18 protein-coding genes are annotated in these 15333 nt (G+C 68.9%); 10 read left to right on the forward strand and 8 right to left on the reverse strand.

The annotated features are described in order from the left end of the window. The first annotated feature begins 29 nt into the window (after positions 1 to 29). The gene (locus tag FQU85_RS07355; RefSeq protein ID WP_145846371.1) at positions 30 to 557 is read left to right on the forward strand and encodes a DUF5817 domain-containing protein; all 528 of its coding nucleotides are present in this window, start codon (positions 30 to 32) and stop codon (positions 555 to 557) included. Here the strand turns inward: FQU85_RS07355 and FQU85_RS07360 are convergent, their stop codons facing one another. The 4 genes from FQU85_RS07360 to FQU85_RS07370 form a co-directional block, all read right to left on the reverse strand. Then, positions 558 to 899: a hypothetical protein gene (locus FQU85_RS07360; protein ID WP_145846375.1), complete on the reverse strand. Its 342-nt coding sequence runs from the start codon at positions 897 to 899 to the stop codon at positions 558 to 560. It abuts the gene before it with no gap. Positions 900 to 945: 46 nt separating this feature from the next. Continuing rightward, on the reverse strand, positions 946 to 1101 hold the full coding sequence (locus tag FQU85_RS13320; RefSeq protein ID WP_168219949.1) for a hypothetical protein: 156 nt from the start codon (positions 1099 to 1101) through the stop codon (positions 946 to 948). A gap of 51 nt (positions 1102 to 1152) precedes the next feature. Further along, complete coding sequence (gene hmgA, locus FQU85_RS07365) at positions 1153 to 2367, reverse strand: hydroxymethylglutaryl-CoA reductase (NADPH) (protein WP_145846377.1); 1215 nt, start codon at positions 2365 to 2367, stop codon at positions 1153 to 1155. 100 nt (positions 2368 to 2467) lie between these two features. Continuing rightward, positions 2468 to 2998: a GbsR/MarR family transcriptional regulator gene (locus FQU85_RS07370; protein ID WP_145846382.1), complete on the reverse strand. Its 531-nt coding sequence runs from the start codon at positions 2996 to 2998 to the stop codon at positions 2468 to 2470. A 55-nt stretch (positions 2999 to 3053) separates the two neighbouring features. Between FQU85_RS07370 and FQU85_RS07375 the strand changes: the two genes are divergently transcribed. The 5 genes from FQU85_RS07375 to FQU85_RS07395 are packed head-to-tail and all read left to right on the forward strand — an operon-like array spanning position 3054 to position 7156. Further along, positions 3054 to 3785, forward strand: coding sequence for an ABC transporter ATP-binding protein (locus tag FQU85_RS07375; RefSeq protein ID WP_145846384.1), 732 nt, complete (start codon positions 3054 to 3056; stop codon positions 3783 to 3785). Continuing rightward, positions 3778 to 4506 carry a hypothetical protein gene (locus tag FQU85_RS07380; protein ID WP_145846386.1) on the forward strand — a complete coding sequence of 243 codons (729 nt, stop codon included), beginning with the start codon at positions 3778 to 3780 and terminating at the stop codon, positions 4504 to 4506. The genes FQU85_RS07375 and FQU85_RS07380 overlap by 8 nt, the downstream gene beginning before the upstream one ends. After that, on the forward strand, positions 4503 to 5231 hold the full coding sequence (locus FQU85_RS07385; protein WP_145846388.1) for a hypothetical protein: 729 nt from the start codon (positions 4503 to 4505) through the stop codon (positions 5229 to 5231). The genes FQU85_RS07380 and FQU85_RS07385 overlap by 4 nt, the downstream gene beginning before the upstream one ends. Before the next feature lie 38 nt (positions 5232 to 5269). Further along, positions 5270 to 5587, forward strand: a complete 318-nt coding sequence (locus FQU85_RS07390; RefSeq protein ID WP_145846391.1) for a thiamine-binding protein — start codon at positions 5270 to 5272, stop codon at positions 5585 to 5587. 45 nt (positions 5588 to 5632) lie between these two features. Next, complete coding sequence (locus FQU85_RS07395) at positions 5633 to 7156, forward strand: amidohydrolase (protein WP_145846393.1); 1524 nt, start codon at positions 5633 to 5635, stop codon at positions 7154 to 7156. On the opposite strand, the gene gpmI is transcribed toward FQU85_RS07395, so the two are convergent. Then, positions 7153 to 8658, reverse strand: a complete 1506-nt coding sequence (gene gpmI / locus FQU85_RS07400) for a 2,3-bisphosphoglycerate-independent phosphoglycerate mutase (protein WP_145846397.1) — start codon at positions 8656 to 8658, stop codon at positions 7153 to 7155. The two genes, FQU85_RS07395 and gpmI, sit on opposite strands and share 4 nt — an antisense overlap. A gap of 89 nt (positions 8659 to 8747) precedes the next feature. On the opposite strand from gpmI, the gene FQU85_RS07405 reads away from it, so the two are divergent. Continuing rightward, entirely contained in the window at positions 8748 to 9983 is a 1236-nt protein-coding gene (locus FQU85_RS07405) for a DNA double-strand break repair nuclease NurA (protein WP_145846400.1), read from the forward strand. On the opposite strand, the gene FQU85_RS07410 is transcribed toward FQU85_RS07405, so the two are convergent. Continuing rightward, the gene (locus FQU85_RS07410) at positions 9980 to 10315 is read right to left on the reverse strand and encodes a hypothetical protein (RefSeq protein ID WP_145846402.1); all 336 of its coding nucleotides are present in this window, start codon (positions 10313 to 10315) and stop codon (positions 9980 to 9982) included. The genes FQU85_RS07405 and FQU85_RS07410 overlap by 4 nt on opposite strands. A 77-nt stretch (positions 10316 to 10392) precedes the next feature. Here FQU85_RS07410 and FQU85_RS07415 point away from each other — a divergent pair, with 77 nt between their 5' ends. Further along, positions 10393 to 12195, forward strand: a complete 1803-nt coding sequence (locus FQU85_RS07415) for an ATP-binding protein (protein ID WP_145846403.1) — start codon at positions 10393 to 10395, stop codon at positions 12193 to 12195. A 43-nt stretch (positions 12196 to 12238) separates the two neighbouring features. After that, positions 12239 to 12664 carry a universal stress protein gene (locus FQU85_RS07420; RefSeq protein ID WP_145846405.1) on the forward strand — a complete coding sequence of 142 codons (426 nt, stop codon included), beginning with the start codon at positions 12239 to 12241 and terminating at the stop codon, positions 12662 to 12664. Positions 12665 to 12944: 280 nt separating this feature from the next. On the opposite strand, the gene FQU85_RS07425 is transcribed toward FQU85_RS07420, so the two are convergent. Beyond that, positions 12945 to 14093: a KaiC domain-containing protein gene (locus FQU85_RS07425; protein WP_145846408.1), complete on the reverse strand. Its 1149-nt coding sequence runs from the start codon at positions 14091 to 14093 to the stop codon at positions 12945 to 12947. 120 nt (positions 14094 to 14213) lie between these two features. On the opposite strand from FQU85_RS07425, the gene pyrF reads away from it, so the two are divergent. After that, positions 14214 to 15014: an orotidine-5'-phosphate decarboxylase gene (gene pyrF / locus FQU85_RS07430; RefSeq protein ID WP_145846413.1), complete on the forward strand. Its 801-nt coding sequence runs from the start codon at positions 14214 to 14216 to the stop codon at positions 15012 to 15014. Here pyrF and FQU85_RS07435 read toward each other — a convergent pair. Continuing rightward, a complete protein-coding gene (locus tag FQU85_RS07435; protein WP_145846417.1) occupies positions 15011 to 15217 on the reverse strand; it encodes a hypothetical protein in 207 nt (68 codons plus the stop codon). The two genes, pyrF and FQU85_RS07435, sit on opposite strands and share 4 nt — an antisense overlap. Between the last annotated feature and the right edge of the window lie 116 nt (positions 15218 to 15333).

Below are 15333 nucleotides of genomic sequence, written 5' to 3' on the forward strand. Positions count from 1 at the left end.
TCAAACCCCGCGGGGGCGGAGTTCTGTGCGTGTACGCCGTCGTCGGCTGCAGCGAGTGCAGCGCGCTCTGGATACTCGAAGGCCGCCCCGAGACCACGGAGTGCCCGCGATGCGGCTCCACGCGGCAGTTCTCGAAGCGCCGGAAGTTCGTCACGACGGAGGACGAAGACCACGCCCGCGAGGTGCGGTCGTCGATGCTCGCGAACCGCTCCGGGTACGGGGACGCGTTCGCCGACCTCGACTCCTTCAGCGAGATGGACGCCGCCACGGACGAGGCCGTCGTGTCCGACGACGAGTACCTCGAAGCCGCCGGCATCGACCCCGACGAGGTCGCGGCGGCCGGCGAACGCGCCGACTCCGGCGGGAGCGGCGGGTCGGTGAGCAAGAAGGAGCGCGTCCGCGAGGCGGTTCGCGAACTCGACCAGCCCACCGAGGACGACATCGTCGCGTACTGCGGAGAACACGGCGTGGGCGCGGAGTACGCGCGCCGGACGCTCGAAAAGCTCGCGCGCTCGGGCGAGGTCTCGGAGAGCCGCGGCGTCTATCGACTGCTCTGACTACGTAACAAGCGGGAACGTCGCTGCACCCCAGGCAACGAGGCCGGCGAAGTAGACGGCGAACACGACGCGGCTGGCGATCGGGAGCGCGTCCGGCCGGTACTGCGTCGGGTTCCCGCCGCCGAACCCCGTTTCAGCGGCGGTGCTCGCGGTGTCGACGCCCACGTCCGTCCGGCCGAGCGAGAACGCCACGAGGACGCCGCCGCCGAGCACGAGTCCGATAGACACCCAGGGGAGTGCGACGCCCGCGAACGACGCTACGGCGAACAGGACGGCCGCGGTCGCGCCGGCGGCGAGCACGCCGTAGACGCCGACCACCTTCGCGAACAGACTCCAGTTCATGCGGTATCGCGTCCCCGTGTTCCCATAACGCCTTCGGCAGTCGGGCCTACAGGAGCGCGCCCGTGAGCGCCTGGTAGAGCGCCACGGCGAGCAGGAGCACGGTGAGGGGGCGTTTGAGCACGCGGAGGTAGCGGACGCTCGGCGTGTCCGGGAGCGGGGTGCCGCCGCTATTGGTGGGTGGCTTCTCCGGCAGACCGTCCACTCCCGGCGTCGGGAACCTAGAGTCGCGCCGGACGCGCGGTGAACGTGAAACTTATCGGCCGAGCTCCTCGTGCGCCGAGGAGAGGTTCCGCGACGCGAGCGCGGACACGAGGGAGAGCTCGCCGGCGAGCACGCCCGTGGCGATGAGTTCGGCGAGCGCGTCCGCGTTCGACCCGGCGGGGTCGCCGCCGCCCCGCACTCCCAGAATGTCCAGGCCCTCGGCCTGCGTCGGGAGTTTCGTCCCGCCGCCGACGGTGCCGACTTCGAGGCTGGCGAGGTTGACGCTCGCGTACAGTTCGTCCTCGCGGGCCTCGACGGTCGTGATGGTGTTGCTGCCCTCGACGACCTGCGCGGCGTCCTGGCCGGTCGCGAGGAACATCGCGGCGACGACGTTCGCGGCGTGCGCGTTGAACCCGAGCGCGCCCGCCTTCGCCGACCCGACGAGGTTCTTCCGCGTGTTCGCCTCCTCGATGGCCTCCGGCGTCGTGTTGAACCGCTCCTCCACTACGTCTCGGGGGATGCGAACGTCCGCGGAGACGGTGCGGCCGCGGCCCTCGACGGCGTTGATGGCCGCGGGCTTCTTGTCCGAGCAGAGGTTGCCGGAGAGCGCGACCAGTTCCGCGGGCGTCTCGGCCTCCACCACGTCCGCGGCCTCGCCGGTGGCGATGGTCGCCATGTTCATGCCCATCGCGTCCTTCGTGTCGTAGCTGAAGCGGAGGAAGACGGAGTCGCCGACGACGTAGGGCGTGACGGACTGGAGTTCGCCGTGGCTCGTCGTGGACTCCGCGGCCGCCGCGAGCGCGGCCTCGTTCTCGCGCACCCACTCCGCGACCGTCTTCGCCTCGGCCACGTCGGCGACGCGGAAGACCGGCGCGCGCGTCATCCCGTTCTTCAGGACGCGAGCGGTCGCGCCGCCGCCCGCTCGAATCGCTGAACACCCGCGGTTGACGGACGCGACGAGCGCGCCCTCCGTGGTCGCGAGCGGGAGGTAGTACTCGCCGTCGGCGGCCTCGCCGTTCACCGACACCGGCCCGGCGACCCCCATCGGCACCTGCACGCCGCCGACGAGGTTCTCGATGTTCGACCCGTGCACGTCCGCCGCGTCGAACGCGAACTCACCCACTGCGTCGGGGTCGCTCTCGGTCTCCCGGCGGAGGAGTTCGCGCCGGGCGGCCGCCGCGGTCGCCTCGTCCGCGTGGTCTTCGAGTTCGTACAGCCGGAGCTCGCCGGACTGCACGCGGTCCGCGAGGTCGGAAACGTCACTCATACCCGGAGGTCCGCGGCGAACCCCCTCAAGGTTGCCGTTCTCCCCGAGTGCGGGCTGACTCCCTACTGGTCGAGTAACTCCCGCACGCGGCGAACGGGGATTAGCCGCGGACGAGGTCGAGGAACTTCGAGAGCGCGGTTCGGAGGCGGCTGCCGGACATCGAGGTCAGGAGGTCGACGAATCGCTCGGACTGGTCGTAGACCCGCTTGAGCTCGCGGACGCGTTCGAGGTCCTGCTGGGCGCGCTCGGTGTCGGCGTTCTCGAGGGCGGTTTCGGCGTCCGCGAGCGTGCGGGTCATCGTCTCGATTTCCCGGCGTACTTCGCGGTTCAGGAACTCCTGGGCGATGCGCCAGAAGTCGCGTTCGGCCTCGAAGAACGCCCGTTTCCCCTCGCCGGGGAGCGAGCGCCGGTGAACCATGTGGAGGCGCTCTAACTCCCGCATTTTCGTGCTCACGGTGGACTTCGCGAACTCGCTCTTCTCGGCGAGGTCGTCCAGGGAGAGTGGCTCGTGGGCGAAGAAGAGGATGCCGTAGAGCCGGCCGTAGCTCCGGCTGAGTCCGTATATCTCCGCGGAGCGCTCGAACCCCCCGATAACGCGCTCTCGGGCGGCGTCCGGGTCGGCGTCAGTCATGCCCGTCCATACACTCCCACAACGTATAAACCATAACGTTCGAAATATTCCGAATATGCGGAATATACTAGATGGGTCCGCGAGTGACGGAGACCGCGACGACGTCGTACTGCACGCGAACGGCCTGGAGAAGACGTACGACTCCCGCCTCCCCTGGGAGCCGTCCGTCGACGTCCTGACCGGTGCGAGCCTCGAACTCCGCGCCGGCGAAGTCGTCGGCATCGTCGGCGAGAACGGCAGCGGGAAATCCACGCTGATGCAGTGTCTCGTCGGCGCGCTCGATCCCGACGCCGGCGAGGTCTCCCGGCCCGGCGGGGTCGGCTGGTGCCCGCAGGACGACCGCCTCTACGACCGCCTCACCGTCGACGAGACCTTCCGCCTGTTCGGGGAAGCCCACGGCATGACCGACGCCGAGATCGCGGACGCGGCCGACCGCCTCACCGACCGACTCGACTTCGAGCGCTTTCGCGACCGCCGCGTCGACCGCCTCTCCGGCGGCAACCGACGCAAACTCACGCTCTCCGTCTCCCTGATGCACGACCCCGACGTACTCCTGCTCGACGAGCCCTACACGGGATTCGACTGGGAGACCTACCTCGCGTTCTGGGATCTCGCCGCCGACCTCTCCGAGCGCGGCACCGCGGTCGCCGTCATCTCCCACCTCGTGAGCGAACAGGAGCGCTTCGACCGCATCTACGAACTCGCCGACGGCCGCCTCGCGGAGGTCGACGGCGCGGCCGACTCGACGAGACGCGAACGCGGACGGACGGAGGGCGACCATGCGTAGCCTCCGCGTCGGCGCGAGCGCGAACGCGAAGACGGCGGTTCGAGAGCCGACGACGCTCGCGCTCCTCGTACTGCTCCCGCCGTTCGTCGTCTACGTCTACGGCGCCGCGATGTCGTCGTTCCCAGACGTCGCGTTTCTCCAGGGTTCGGCGGCCGCATACGGCCGCATCGGCGGCGCGCTGTTCGCCACCGCGTTCCTCTCCGGGCTCGTCGGCCTGTTCGGCACCGTCAGCGCCGCGCAAGCCGACCGATACCTGGCGTTCTCCGGCTACGCGCCGGCCGTTCTGTTCGGCACGCGCGTCCTCGTCTCAGTCGGCGTCGCGGCGGCCGCGGCCGCCGTCTCCCTCGCCGCATTACTCGGGTTCGGAACCACGGTGGCAGCGCCTCTCGCCGCGTTCGGCGTGCTCGTGCTCGCCGGCGTGCTCTACAGCCTCCTCGGCGTCGTCGTCGGTGCCATCGTCCCGCGCGAACTCGAGGGGTCGCTCGTCCTCGTCTTCCTCGCCGACATGGACTCCTTCCTCTCCGGCGACGTCCTCGAGGTGAGCACCGTCCTCGTTCAGGCGATGCCGCTCCACTACCCACACGCGCTGTTCACGTCCGCGGTCCGCGACGGCACGCTCGCGACCGGTGACGCCCTCGGCGCGCTCGCCGCGCTCGCGGTTCTGTTCACGGCCGCGGGCGTCGGCTACGCGGCGGCGACCGACCAGGGGTGGTCGGCGTGACCCGAGCCACCACCGCGCTCGCCGCGACGGTCAAGCAGTTCGGCCGCACGCCCGCCCTGCTCGCGCTCCTCGTCGGCCTCCCCGCGTACTTCGTCGGCCTCCTCGGGTACGTCCTGCCCGACGCCCCCATCGCGGTTCACGTCCCGGGACTGACCGCTCGGACGACCCTCGTGAACGGAACGCTCCCGATGCTGGCGGCGCTCGCGGCCGCGATGGTTGCCGGCATCGCCGGGCTCTTCCTCACCGTCGACACCCTCGACGCGGACGGCTGGCTCTCGCTCGCCGGCCTCCCCGATCGAACGCTGTTCGTCGCGCGCGCCCTCGCGCTCACCGGTGCCGCGGTGCTCGCCGCCGCCGGCGCGTCCGCCGTCCTCGCCCTCCACGTCGCCCCCGACCAGCCGGTCGTGTTCGTTGCGAGCGTCGTCGTGCTCGCCGTCACGTACGGCCTCCTCGGCGCCGTCGTCGGCGTCCTCACGAGCCGGCTCGCGGGCGTCTACGTGCTGCTGTTCGGGCCCGCCGTCGACCTGTTCCTCTTCCACTCGCCGCTCGCCACCGACCCCCCGACCTGGGCGGCCGCTTTCCCCGGTCGGTATGCGGGCGTCGCCGCGATGGACGCCGCGTTCTCCGCCGACCCGAACTGGAGCGCGCTCGCGTGGGGCGTCGCCTACCTCGCGGCCACCGCAGTCGTCGCCCGCCTCGTCGTCGCCCGCACTCTCCGAGCGTGACCCAAACAGTGACGTATAGCGCTCGGTACTCATGCGGTATGACCGTGACCGCGATGCTGTCGGTGTCGCCCGTGGACAGCCCCGACGTCGAGTTCGACGAAGAGATCGCGAAAGCCGTCGACGCCCTCGACGACTTCGACGTGCGCTACGAGACCCACCCGATGGAGACGACCATCGAGGCAGAGTCGCTCAGCGAGGTGTTCGCCGCCGCGCAGGCCGCCCACGAGGCCGTCGACGCGGCCCGCGTCGGCACGACCCTGAAAATCGACCACTACCGCGAGGAGACCCTGGACGCCGACGAGAAGGTTGACCGCGTCGAACACCACCTCGGCCGCGACGCACACGGCGGCGAGTAACCCGGTTCCCGAACGTCTTTGCCCGCGGCCGCCCCACTCCGTGGTATGACAGCGGCCGCAGACCTCGTCCTCACCAACGGCGAGGTGCACACGCTCACCGACCCCGACGAGACCTACGAGGCAGTCGCCGTCCGCGACGGCGAAATCGTCAGCGTCGCCTCCGACTACGAAATCGACTTCCTGAACGGCGTCGAGACCCGCGAAATCGACCTCGACGGCCGTGTTCTCCTCCCCGGGTTCGTGGACGCGCACGTCCACATGGAGACCGTCGGCCGCCACCGCCTCCGCGCCGACCTCCGCGACGCCACCTCCCCCGACGACGCCGTCGACGTCCTCCGCGACTCGGACGCGGGCGACGAGTGGATTCTCGGCTTCGGGTTCGACGAGTCCACCTGGGTCGAGTCGCGCTACCTCACCCGCGACGACCTCGACCGCGTGAGCACCGAGAGACCCGTCGTCGCGTTCCGCGAAGACCTCCACACCGCCGCTCTCAACGGCGTCGCGCTCGACCGCCTCCGCGACCGCCTCCCCGACGGGGACGTACAGACCGCGGACGGCGACCCCACCGGTGTCGTCGTCGAGGACGCGGCCGAAGCCGTCCGAGACGCCGTCGAACCCGGCCCCGCGGAGACCGCAGACCTCCTCATGGCCGCCCAGCGGGACGCCCACGAGAGGGGCGTGACGAGCGTCCACGACATGGTGCGGCGCTCGCACGCACCCCGCGTCTACCGCGAACTCGACGCCGCCGGCGACCTCCGCCTCCGCGTCCGACTGAACTACTGGAGCGACCACCTCGACGCCGCCCGCGAGGTCGGCCTCCGAACCAACCACGGCAGCGCGTTCGTCCGCACGGGCGCGATCAAGACATTCACCGACGGCAGCCTCGGCGGACGCACGGCCAAACTCAGCTACGAGTACGCGGACGGCGACGGCTCCGGGCAGTGGGTCGTCCCGCCCCAGGAACTCCGCGACCTCGTCCACGCTGCGGACGACGCGGGCTTCCAGCTCGCCGTGCACGCCATCGGCGACGAAGCCATCGGGGAGGCCATCGACGCCCTCGCGGACACCGACGACCCGGCGGGCGCGCGCCACCGCATCGAACACCTCGAACTCGCGACCGACGACCAAATCGAGCGCATGGCCGACCTCGGCCTCGTCGCCTCGATGCAGCCGAACTTCCTGAAGTGGTCGCGCGAGGGCGGCCTCTACGACTCGCGGCTCGGCCCCGAGCGCCGCGCCGAGAACAACCGCTTCCCCGCCTACCTCGACGCCGGCGTGCCGCTCGCGTTCTCCTCGGACTCGATGCCCGTCGACCCCCTGTTCGGCGTCCACCAGACAGTCAACCCCCCCGAGGACACCCAGGGACTCTCCGTCACCGACGCGCTCCGCGCGTACACCAGCGGCGCGGCCTACGCCGGATTCGACGAACACCGACTCGGCACCATCGAGACCGGAAAGAACGCGGACTTCGTCGCCCTCGACGACTCGCCCTGGGAGCACCCCGAGTCCATCGAGGACATCGACGTGACGCATACCGTCGTGAACGGCGACGTCGTGTACGAGGCCTAATCGAGCAGGGACTCGCCCGTCATCTCCGCCGGTTTCTCGACGCCGAGCAGCGAGAATAGCGTCGGCGCGACGTCCCGGAGCGCGCCGCCGTCGCGCACGTCGCGGCCGGCGTCGTCGCCGTCGGGAGAGAGGTAGACGAACGGAACCGGATTGTACGTGTGGGCAGTGTGCGGGTCGCCCGGGGTTCCCATGTCGTCGGCGTTCCCGTGGTCGGCGGTCACCAGCACGTCCGCGCCCGCGTCTTCGAGCGCGTCGGCGAGCCGGCCGAGCTCCGCATCGACTGCCTCCACGGCGGCGACCGCGGCGTCGAAGTCGCCCGTGTGCCCGACCATGTCCGCGTTCGCGTAGTTCAGGACGAGCACGTCCGCGTCCAGTCGGTCGAGCGCGGCGTCCGTCACGCCCGCGGCGCTCATCTCCGGCTGGTGGTCGTACGTCGGCACGTCCGGACTCGGCACGATTTCCCGGCTCTCGCCCTCGAACGCGACCTCGCGGCCGCCGTTCAGGAAGTACGTCACGTGCGGGTACTTCTCGGACTCCGCGACCCGGTGCTGGGTCAGGCCGTCGCGGGCGACGACCTCCCCGAGCGTGTCGTGGGGCTCGCGCGCCTCGAACGCCACCGGGAAGTCGAACGTCTCGTCGTACTCGGTCATCGTCACAATCGGCACCGCGGGCGGGGTCGTCTCGAACGCCCACTCGGGATTCACGGAGCCGAGCATTCGGACGAGCTGGCGTGCGCGGTCCGCGCGGAAGTTGAAGAACACCACGGCGTCCCGCTCGCTCAGCGCGTCCCCGCCCCGAACGATAGTGGGCTCGACGAACTCGTCGGTGTCGCCGCGCTCGTAGGACTCCCGGACCGCCGCGACCGCGGAGTCCGCGCGATGCAGTCCCTGCCGCTCGACGATGGCGTCGTACGTCGATTTCGTGCGCTCCCAGTTCTGGTCGCGGTCCATCGCGTAGTACCGCCCCGAGACCGTCGCCACGTCGCCCGTCCCGTACTCGTCGACCACCTCTTCGAGCGTTCGGAGCACTGACTCGCCCGACTTCGGTTTCGTGTCGCGGCCGTCCGTGAACGCGTGCGTCGTCGCCTCGACACCCCGACTCGCGGCGGCCTCGATGAGCGCGTGCAGGTGCTCGTGGTCTGAGTGCACGCCGCCGTCGGAGACGAGCCCCATGAAGTGCACGCGGCCGCCTGTCTCTTCGACCTGCTCGAACGCGCCCGCGATGGCGTCGTTCTCCCCGAGTTCGCCGGACTCGATGGCGTCGTTGATGCGGGTGTACTCCTGGAGGACGACGCGGCCCGCGCCGATAGTGAGGTGGCCGACTTCCGAGTTCCCCATCTGACCCCCGGGGAGGCCGACGTTCCGACCGTGCGTCTCCAGCGTGCCGTACGCTCCCACGTCGGAGAGCCGGTCGAAGTTCGGCGTGTCAGCCGCCTTCACGGCGTCCAGTCGGTCGTGGTCGCCGAGCCCCCAGCCGTCCAGGATGACGAGCGCCGCATTCATACCGAACCGTACGCTCCGCGGATGCACGTGTCTTTCGCCATCGCGCTCGCACCGGCGGGGTTTTTCCGGTCGAGGGACGGAACGCGAGTATGACCCTCGACCCCGTCCACTTCGACGGGATTACCGACCTCGTCCGGCGCGTCAGCCACGACATCGACGAGGACGAACACCGCGACCAGGCCGTCCGCGCGTGGGACGCCTACTTCGACCCGCTCTACCGCGACGGCGAGGAAGTGCTCGCACCCCTCGGAGACGTCCAGCGGTACGCCGTCGATATCGCGGACGCGGGCGACCAGCCCGACCAGTTCGACTCGGTGCACGGCCTCGATTCGGGGACGGTGAACCCGCGGACGTTCAAGAACGGCCTCGTCCTCGACATCGCGCAGGCCGCGATGGGCGTCAGCCCGAGCGACACCGACACCCACCGCGCGCGCACCGTCATCACCACCGTCCATCCGACCGACGACAGCGTCGCCATCAGCGCGACCGACGACTGGCAGACACAGGACGAGGGATACTGGCGCGGCCAGCTATTCGAAGCCCCCCGCGTCGAACGCGACGAGACCGCCGTCGTTCACGGCCTCGCGCTCTACCTCGCGGAGTCCGAGCACGCACTCGAACACGCCGACCGCGTGGGCGACCTCCTCGTGCTGGACGGCCCGCTCTACCCGAAGATAATCGCGAACTGGCTCGACCAGGCGCGGCCGCTCTCCGCCCTCCCACTCGAAGACCCGCTCGTTCAGTCCGTCGTCGGGAACTACGTCGACCTCGTGGAGCGGTTCGTCGAGCGCGGCGTCCCGCTCGCCGGGTTCGTGAAGAACGTCCAATCGCGCGGCATCGTCAACACGCTCGCGGAGAAGACGAACGCGCCCTGGGCGGACGACGCCGCCTTCTTCACGCAGTTGCTCGAACGCCGCGACGGCCGCGACCGCGACACGGACGACCTCACGTACACGAACTGGTTCGTCTCCCGCACCGGCTACGACCGCGAGTTCTCCACGCTCGGCGACCGCCTCAGCCTCGACCTCGACCTCGACCCCGAAGCCTACGAGGTCGCGTTCTTCGTCGTCTACGACCCCCGGACGGACGTGCTGTTCAAGGTCGAACTCCCCCGGGCGTTCGCCGAGGACGACGCCTGTCGCGACCGCCTGACGAACCACGTGCTCGCCGGGGTCGCGCGCGAGGCCGGGCCGCCCGAAGCCATCGGGAAGGCCGACGAACTCGCGCGAATCGGCATGCAGGAGAAGACGGAACTCGTCGGCGCGCTCGAAGACGCCCTGGACACCGAGTGTCGCTCCACGTACGACGACGAACGCTGGGGCTAGGCCTCGTACTCCCGAACCACCGAAATCTCGACCGTGTCCGGGTCGACGCCGACGCGCGCGAACTGCGTCCGGACGTGCTCGCGCGCCGCCTCCAACGCCCGCTCCCGGGTGTCGAACCCGCGCGGCATCGGCGACTCGAACGCCACCTGCAGTTCCTCGCCCCCGATTCTCTGGGTGACGCCGCCGCTCTCAACGGCGTAGAACTCGTCGCACACCCAGACGTAGGCGGCGTCCTCGTCCGGCGCGCCCTCGAACGACGGAGCGTCCTCGCCGCGCTCGTAGAGCGTTCCCGTCAGCGTCGTCCCACCCGCGGAGCCTTCGACGAGCAACATACCCGAACACAGGCGGGGGAGCGATAAAAACCGCGTGGCAGGGAAGGTTTTAGCCCGTGGCCGCCCACCGCCCGGACATGAGCGACCAGGATCTCGGGGATTTCTCGCCGTCTGGTACGGCGGACGACCCGTCGAACGAGGGGCGGGCCGTGAACCGCGCCGACGACGAGGGCGGATTCGAGCGCCCCGACCTCGACACCGCGGGCGGCGGCGACGGCATCGGGGTGCTCGCCGTCTCCCAGGGCCTCCGCATCAGCGAGGAGGAGGGGGAAACGACCATGCGGGCGTACGTCACCGCCGAGAACCGCTCGGACATCCGCATCGGGAAGTACGTGCTCGCGGACTACCCCGGCCCCGAATCCTTGTTCTGCCGCATCAAGGGCCTTGAGTACGCACAGCGCTTTCACGCCGACGACGCGAACGAGATCCACGCTCGCCGCGCGATGCGCTCCGAGGGAATCGAGGAGGACGACTACCGGTTCCTCGCCGACCTCGACCCGCTCGCCGTCCTCTACCCCGACGACGGCGACCTGAAACGCCGGATGCCCGACCGCGTCCCGAAACCCGAGACCGTCGTGGAGGAGGCGACCGAGACCGAGCAGATAAAGACCGGCCTGAAGATTCCCGAGAACGGCGTCTTCCTCGGCCACCTCTCCGTCGGCGGGGAGAAGGTGCGGACCGCCGCGAGCCCGCCGACGATTGACTACCGCGTGAAGGACGACTACCGCGACGGCGACCCGCTCGCGTTCCGACACACCCTCGTTGCCGGCGGAACCGGGTCGGGGAAGACGCACACGTCGAAGAACGTCCTCCGGCAGTACCTCCACGAGGAACGACGGTACGAGATGGCGGACGGCGCGGAGCGCCGGATGGCGGTCGTGCAGTTCGACCCCCAAGACGAGTACGCGCAGATGCACGACGACAACCCCGTTGCCGACCGGGAGGACGCGCGCCGCTGGGAGGCCGAAGGCATCGCTTACGGCGGGCACGACGACACCGTCGCGTTCGTCCCGAAAGTCGGGGACGCCACGTACGCCGCGAGCCACCACCACGCCGAACAGCGCGCGTTCACCGTGCCGTTCTCCATGGTTCGCTCACGGCCGTGGCTCGTCGCGTCAAGCGACCTGAACGACAACCAGTACAGCGCGCTCAGACTGCTCCTGAAGCGGTTCTTCCGCCAGCACGGAGACGAGGGGACGTACGAGGAGTTCACCGCATTCCTCGACGATCCCGCCTTGAAGGAGGAGCTCGACGAGTCCGGGCGCGTCCACGAAGCGACCTACGAGGCGGTGATGCGGCGCGTGCTCGGGGCGCCGAGCGGCGTGTTCGATCAGGACGCGCCCCCAATCACCGACCTCGTGCACGAGTTCGTGCGGCCGGGCGGCCTGTCCGTGGTTCCGACCTACCACGTAAACGACACGCGGGCGACCGAAACCGTCGTCCTGGCGCTCGCGAGCCTACTCGTCGACCAGAAACTCTCGAACGACCCCGACTTCGACCGCATCAAGGAGACGCCGCTTCTGGTGGGGATGGACGAGGCGCACAACTTCCTCGCGGACGCCGATAGCGTGCAGGCCAGGAACGTCATCGGGAAGTTCACCGAAGCCGCGAAACAGGGGCGGAAGGAACGACTCGGCTTGTTCCTCATCACGCAGGACCCCCAAGACATCGCCGACCCCGTGTTCAAACAGGTGAACACGACCGTCGTCCTCAACCTCGGGGACGAGGACGCCATCAAGAGCGTGAACATCCCGAGCAACCTCGAAGGGAAAGTCCCCTACATGGAGACGGGCCAGATGGTCGTCTACTCGCCCGACAACTCCGAACCGGTCGAAATCGTCGGCCTCCCCACCTGTCTCACGCGGCACGGCCGGGACTGATGCGGCCCCCATCTTTTTCGTGTCGTCCCTCGAATCCCCGGACATGTCGAAGATACTCGTCCCCATCGACAGTTCCGAGCAGTCCACCGACGCGCTCGAATACGCGCTGGAGGAGTTCCAGAGCGACGACATCACGCTCATTCACGTCATCGACCCAATCGAGGCCGGATACACGGCGCAGGCGACCGTCCCCGGATACAGCGAGGAATGGTACGAACAGGCGCAGGACGACGCCGAAACGCTCTTCGAGCGGGCGCAGGAGACCGCCGACGAGTACGGCGTCACCCTGGAAACCGTGACCGAAGTCGGCCGTCCCTCTCGAACGGTCGTGGACTACGCCGACGAGAACGGCTTCGACCACATCGTGATGGGGAGTCACGGCCGCAGCGGCGTCAGCCGCATCCTCCTCGGGAGCGTCGCGGAAGCCGTCGTCCGCCGCTCCCCGGTTCCCGTCACCATCGTCCGATAGACAGCCTTCGCGTACAGGCGACCCGGCCGCGTTCACGGAGCGTGGGTCGCACAACCGCGCGCACTCCGTGACCGTTCTCACAGCACGCCACTGACTGGCCCCGCCATCGTATATGAACGTTCGCCGTCGTCTCTCTGGCCTGCCTAGCATCCGCGAGCGAAGCGGTGAGTCGCGGGCCGACGACCGAACGGCCTTCGCGGAACGAACGACGCGCGAACGGAGTGCTTTTGTCATAGCGTTCGCCGAGCGCGTCGACGGCGAGCGTAGCGCAGACGCCGCGTTAGAAGATGTTCGCCTGCCGGTACACTGAGATTCCCTGGCCGGTGATCTCGTAGGGTTTGGTCTCCCGGGAGTGGTTGGCGTCCCGGATCTTCTGGATTTCGACGGCAAGCCGAGTTTCGCGGAAGTCGTCGGGGCGGATGTATCGGAGGAGGAAGACGGCGTCGGTGAGGTATTCGATGATGCCGTGACGGGACGCGTACGGGTTGTTTTCGGCGGCTTCGCTGGTGAGCATGGTGGTGACGCCGGCGTTCTTGAGTGCTTTGGTGAAGTCGTAGATCTCGGTGCGCCGGGTAGCCTGATCGTCGTACATCATCTCGAGGAGGCTGACGGAGTCCAGTACGAGCCGGGTCGCGCCGAAGTCCTCGACGAGGCGGGGGAGTTCGTTCCGGATGCTGGTGAGCGAGTTCGCCATCTCGATGGGGTCGAGGTCGATGATGGCGAGGTCGCCGTTTGCGATGTGCTCGGCGAAACTCCAGCCTCTCTCGTTCGCGCTGTCCACGATGCGCTCTTCGGTCTCTTCGAGCGTGATGAAGACGGCGCGTTCGTCGTTCTTGAGGGCGTGGTTGAGGAACTGGAGGCCGAACGTGGTCTTTCCGGTTCCTGCGCTCCCGATGGCGACGATGAGGCTGCGTTTGGGGACGCCGCCCTGCACCATGTTGTCCAGGCCTTCGATGCCGAGTTCGACGCGCGGGATGTCGGACTCGAACTCTCCGTCCTCGAAGTCGGTCTCCGCGCCGCTGTCGAGGTCGAACCCGAACCCACCGTCCCCGCCGCCGCCGCCGCTGCCGAACGCGGCCTCGAAGCCGTCCGCGGTCGTGTCGTCACTACCGCCGCCGAACGCGGCCTCGAAGTCGTCCGCAGTCGCCTCGGCCTCCGTCTCGGGTTCGCCCGCGCCGAACGCAGCCTCGAACCTGCCTTCGTTCTCCGTCGCCGCGCCCGTCTCGTCGGCGCCCTCGTCTGACACCTCCGATTCGTCCTCGCTCCCGCCGCCGAATGCGGTCTCGAACTCGTCCGTTCGGGACGGTTCCGGGGACTCTTCTGTATCCGCTGGATCCGTGTCTCCCTCGGATTCGGACGGCTCTCCGGTGTCCGCTTCGTCTTCGTCGTCCGAGAACGCTCGCTCGAACCAGTCCTCGTCGTCAGCCACTCTCCTCACCCCTCGGGCTGATCGCGCCGTCCGTCATACCCGAAGGAAGCGGTCAGAACGCAAAGTAGTTTTGCCCTCGTGGAAGAACGCTTTTCCCGATTCCTGCGAGAGTAGCGGGTGATGGGTTTCTTCGACGACCTCGCCGCCCGCATCGACTCGACCGATAGCGTCGTCTGCGTCGGCCTCGACCCGGATCGTGATCGCCTCCCCGAGGACGTACGCGAAAAGGAGTTGCCGCGCTGGGCGTTCAACCGCCGAATCATCGACGCGACACACGAACACGCGGCGTGCTACAAGCCGAACGCCGCGTTCTACGAGGACTCGAAGGGGTGGCGGAGTCTCCGCGAGACGGTCGAGTACGCACACGGGAAGGGCGTTCCCGTCATCGTGGACGCGAAGCGCGGCGACATCGGGAACACCGCCCGCCAGTACGCCGACGTCCTCGACTACGCTGACGCAATCACAGTCAACCCCTACCTCGGTCGAGACAGCCTCCAGCCGTTCCTCTCCCAGGAGGACGCTGGCGTGTTCGTTCTCTGCCGGACATCCAACCCGGGCGGGAAGGACTTCCAGAACCTCGAACTCGCGGGGTTCGACGAGTACCTCTACGAGCACGTCGCGCGCCGCGCGAGCGAGTGGAACGAGAACGACAACGTCGGCCTCGTCGTCGGCGCGACCAGCACGGACGAACTCGAACGCGTCCGCGACACTGTCCCCGATCTCCCATTTCTCGTGCCCGGGGTCGGCGCGCAGGGCGGGGACGCCGAGGCCGCGGTCGAGTTCGGCCTGACCGGGGACGGCGTCGGCCTCGTGAACTCCACACGCGGCATCATCTTCGCCGGCGAGGGCTCCGAGGAGTGGGCGGCCGCCGCCGGACAGGCCGCCAAACGCCTCAAAGACCGCTTGAACAAGTACCGCTAGCGGGGTTCGCCCCAGTCGTCCGGCGAGCCGCTGCGGTCGCGCCGCCCGCCCTCACTCGTGCCGTCACCGTACTGTCGCGCGCACTCCGTGCAGAGTCCGGTGTCGCGGTCGTAGTGGTCGCTGCAGACGACGCGCCCGCACTGGTCGCAGGCGTGGCGCGCGTCCGCGCTCTCACAGATCTGACAGACGCCGGTGACGCTCATACCGAACGTACGCGAACCGCCGGCTTCAATCCCCGGGACAAACGTCTTGTGTGACATACTGTACCGGTCGTACAGACGGCCGATACGGGGCCTCTACCTCCGAAAAAAGTTTATAA

Source organism: Salarchaeum sp. JOR-1, assembly GCF_007833275.1.
Taxonomy (GTDB): Archaea; Halobacteriota; Halobacteria; order Halobacteriales; family Halobacteriaceae; genus Salarchaeum.

Excerpts from the sequence above, each read along its gene's own strand:
- FQU85_RS07360 (WP_145846375.1), bottom strand. The coding sequence starts at position 899 with ATGAACTGGAGTCTGTTCGCGAAGGTGGTCGGCGTCTACGGCGTGCTC.
- hmgA (WP_145846377.1), bottom strand. The coding sequence starts at position 2,367 with ATGAGTGACGTTTCCGACCTCGCGGACCGCGTGCAGTCCGGCGAGCTC.
- FQU85_RS07370 (WP_145846382.1), bottom strand. The coding sequence starts at position 2,998 with ATGACTGACGCCGACCCGGACGCCGCCCGAGAGCGCGTTATCGGGGGG.
- FQU85_RS07375 (WP_145846384.1), top strand. The coding sequence starts at position 3,054 with ATGCGGAATATACTAGATGGGTCCGCGAGTGACGGAGACCGCGACGAC.
- FQU85_RS07380 (WP_145846386.1), top strand. The coding sequence starts at position 3,778 with ATGCGTAGCCTCCGCGTCGGCGCGAGCGCGAACGCGAAGACGGCGGTT.
- FQU85_RS07390 (WP_145846391.1), top strand. The coding sequence starts at position 5,270 with ATGACCGTGACCGCGATGCTGTCGGTGTCGCCCGTGGACAGCCCCGAC.
- FQU85_RS07395 (WP_145846393.1), top strand. The coding sequence starts at position 5,633 with ATGACAGCGGCCGCAGACCTCGTCCTCACCAACGGCGAGGTGCACACG.
- gpmI (WP_145846397.1), bottom strand. The coding sequence starts at position 8,658 with ATGAATGCGGCGCTCGTCATCCTGGACGGCTGGGGGCTCGGCGACCAC.
- FQU85_RS07405 (WP_145846400.1), top strand. The coding sequence starts at position 8,748 with ATGACCCTCGACCCCGTCCACTTCGACGGGATTACCGACCTCGTCCGG.
- FQU85_RS07410 (WP_145846402.1), bottom strand. The coding sequence starts at position 10,315 with ATGTTGCTCGTCGAAGGCTCCGCGGGTGGGACGACGCTGACGGGAACG.
- FQU85_RS07415 (WP_145846403.1), top strand. The coding sequence starts at position 10,393 with ATGAGCGACCAGGATCTCGGGGATTTCTCGCCGTCTGGTACGGCGGAC.
- FQU85_RS07420 (WP_145846405.1), top strand. The coding sequence starts at position 12,239 with ATGTCGAAGATACTCGTCCCCATCGACAGTTCCGAGCAGTCCACCGAC.
- pyrF (WP_145846413.1), top strand. The coding sequence starts at position 14,214 with ATGGGTTTCTTCGACGACCTCGCCGCCCGCATCGACTCGACCGATAGC.
- FQU85_RS07435 (WP_145846417.1), bottom strand. The coding sequence starts at position 15,217 with ATGAGCGTCACCGGCGTCTGTCAGATCTGTGAGAGCGCGGACGCGCGC.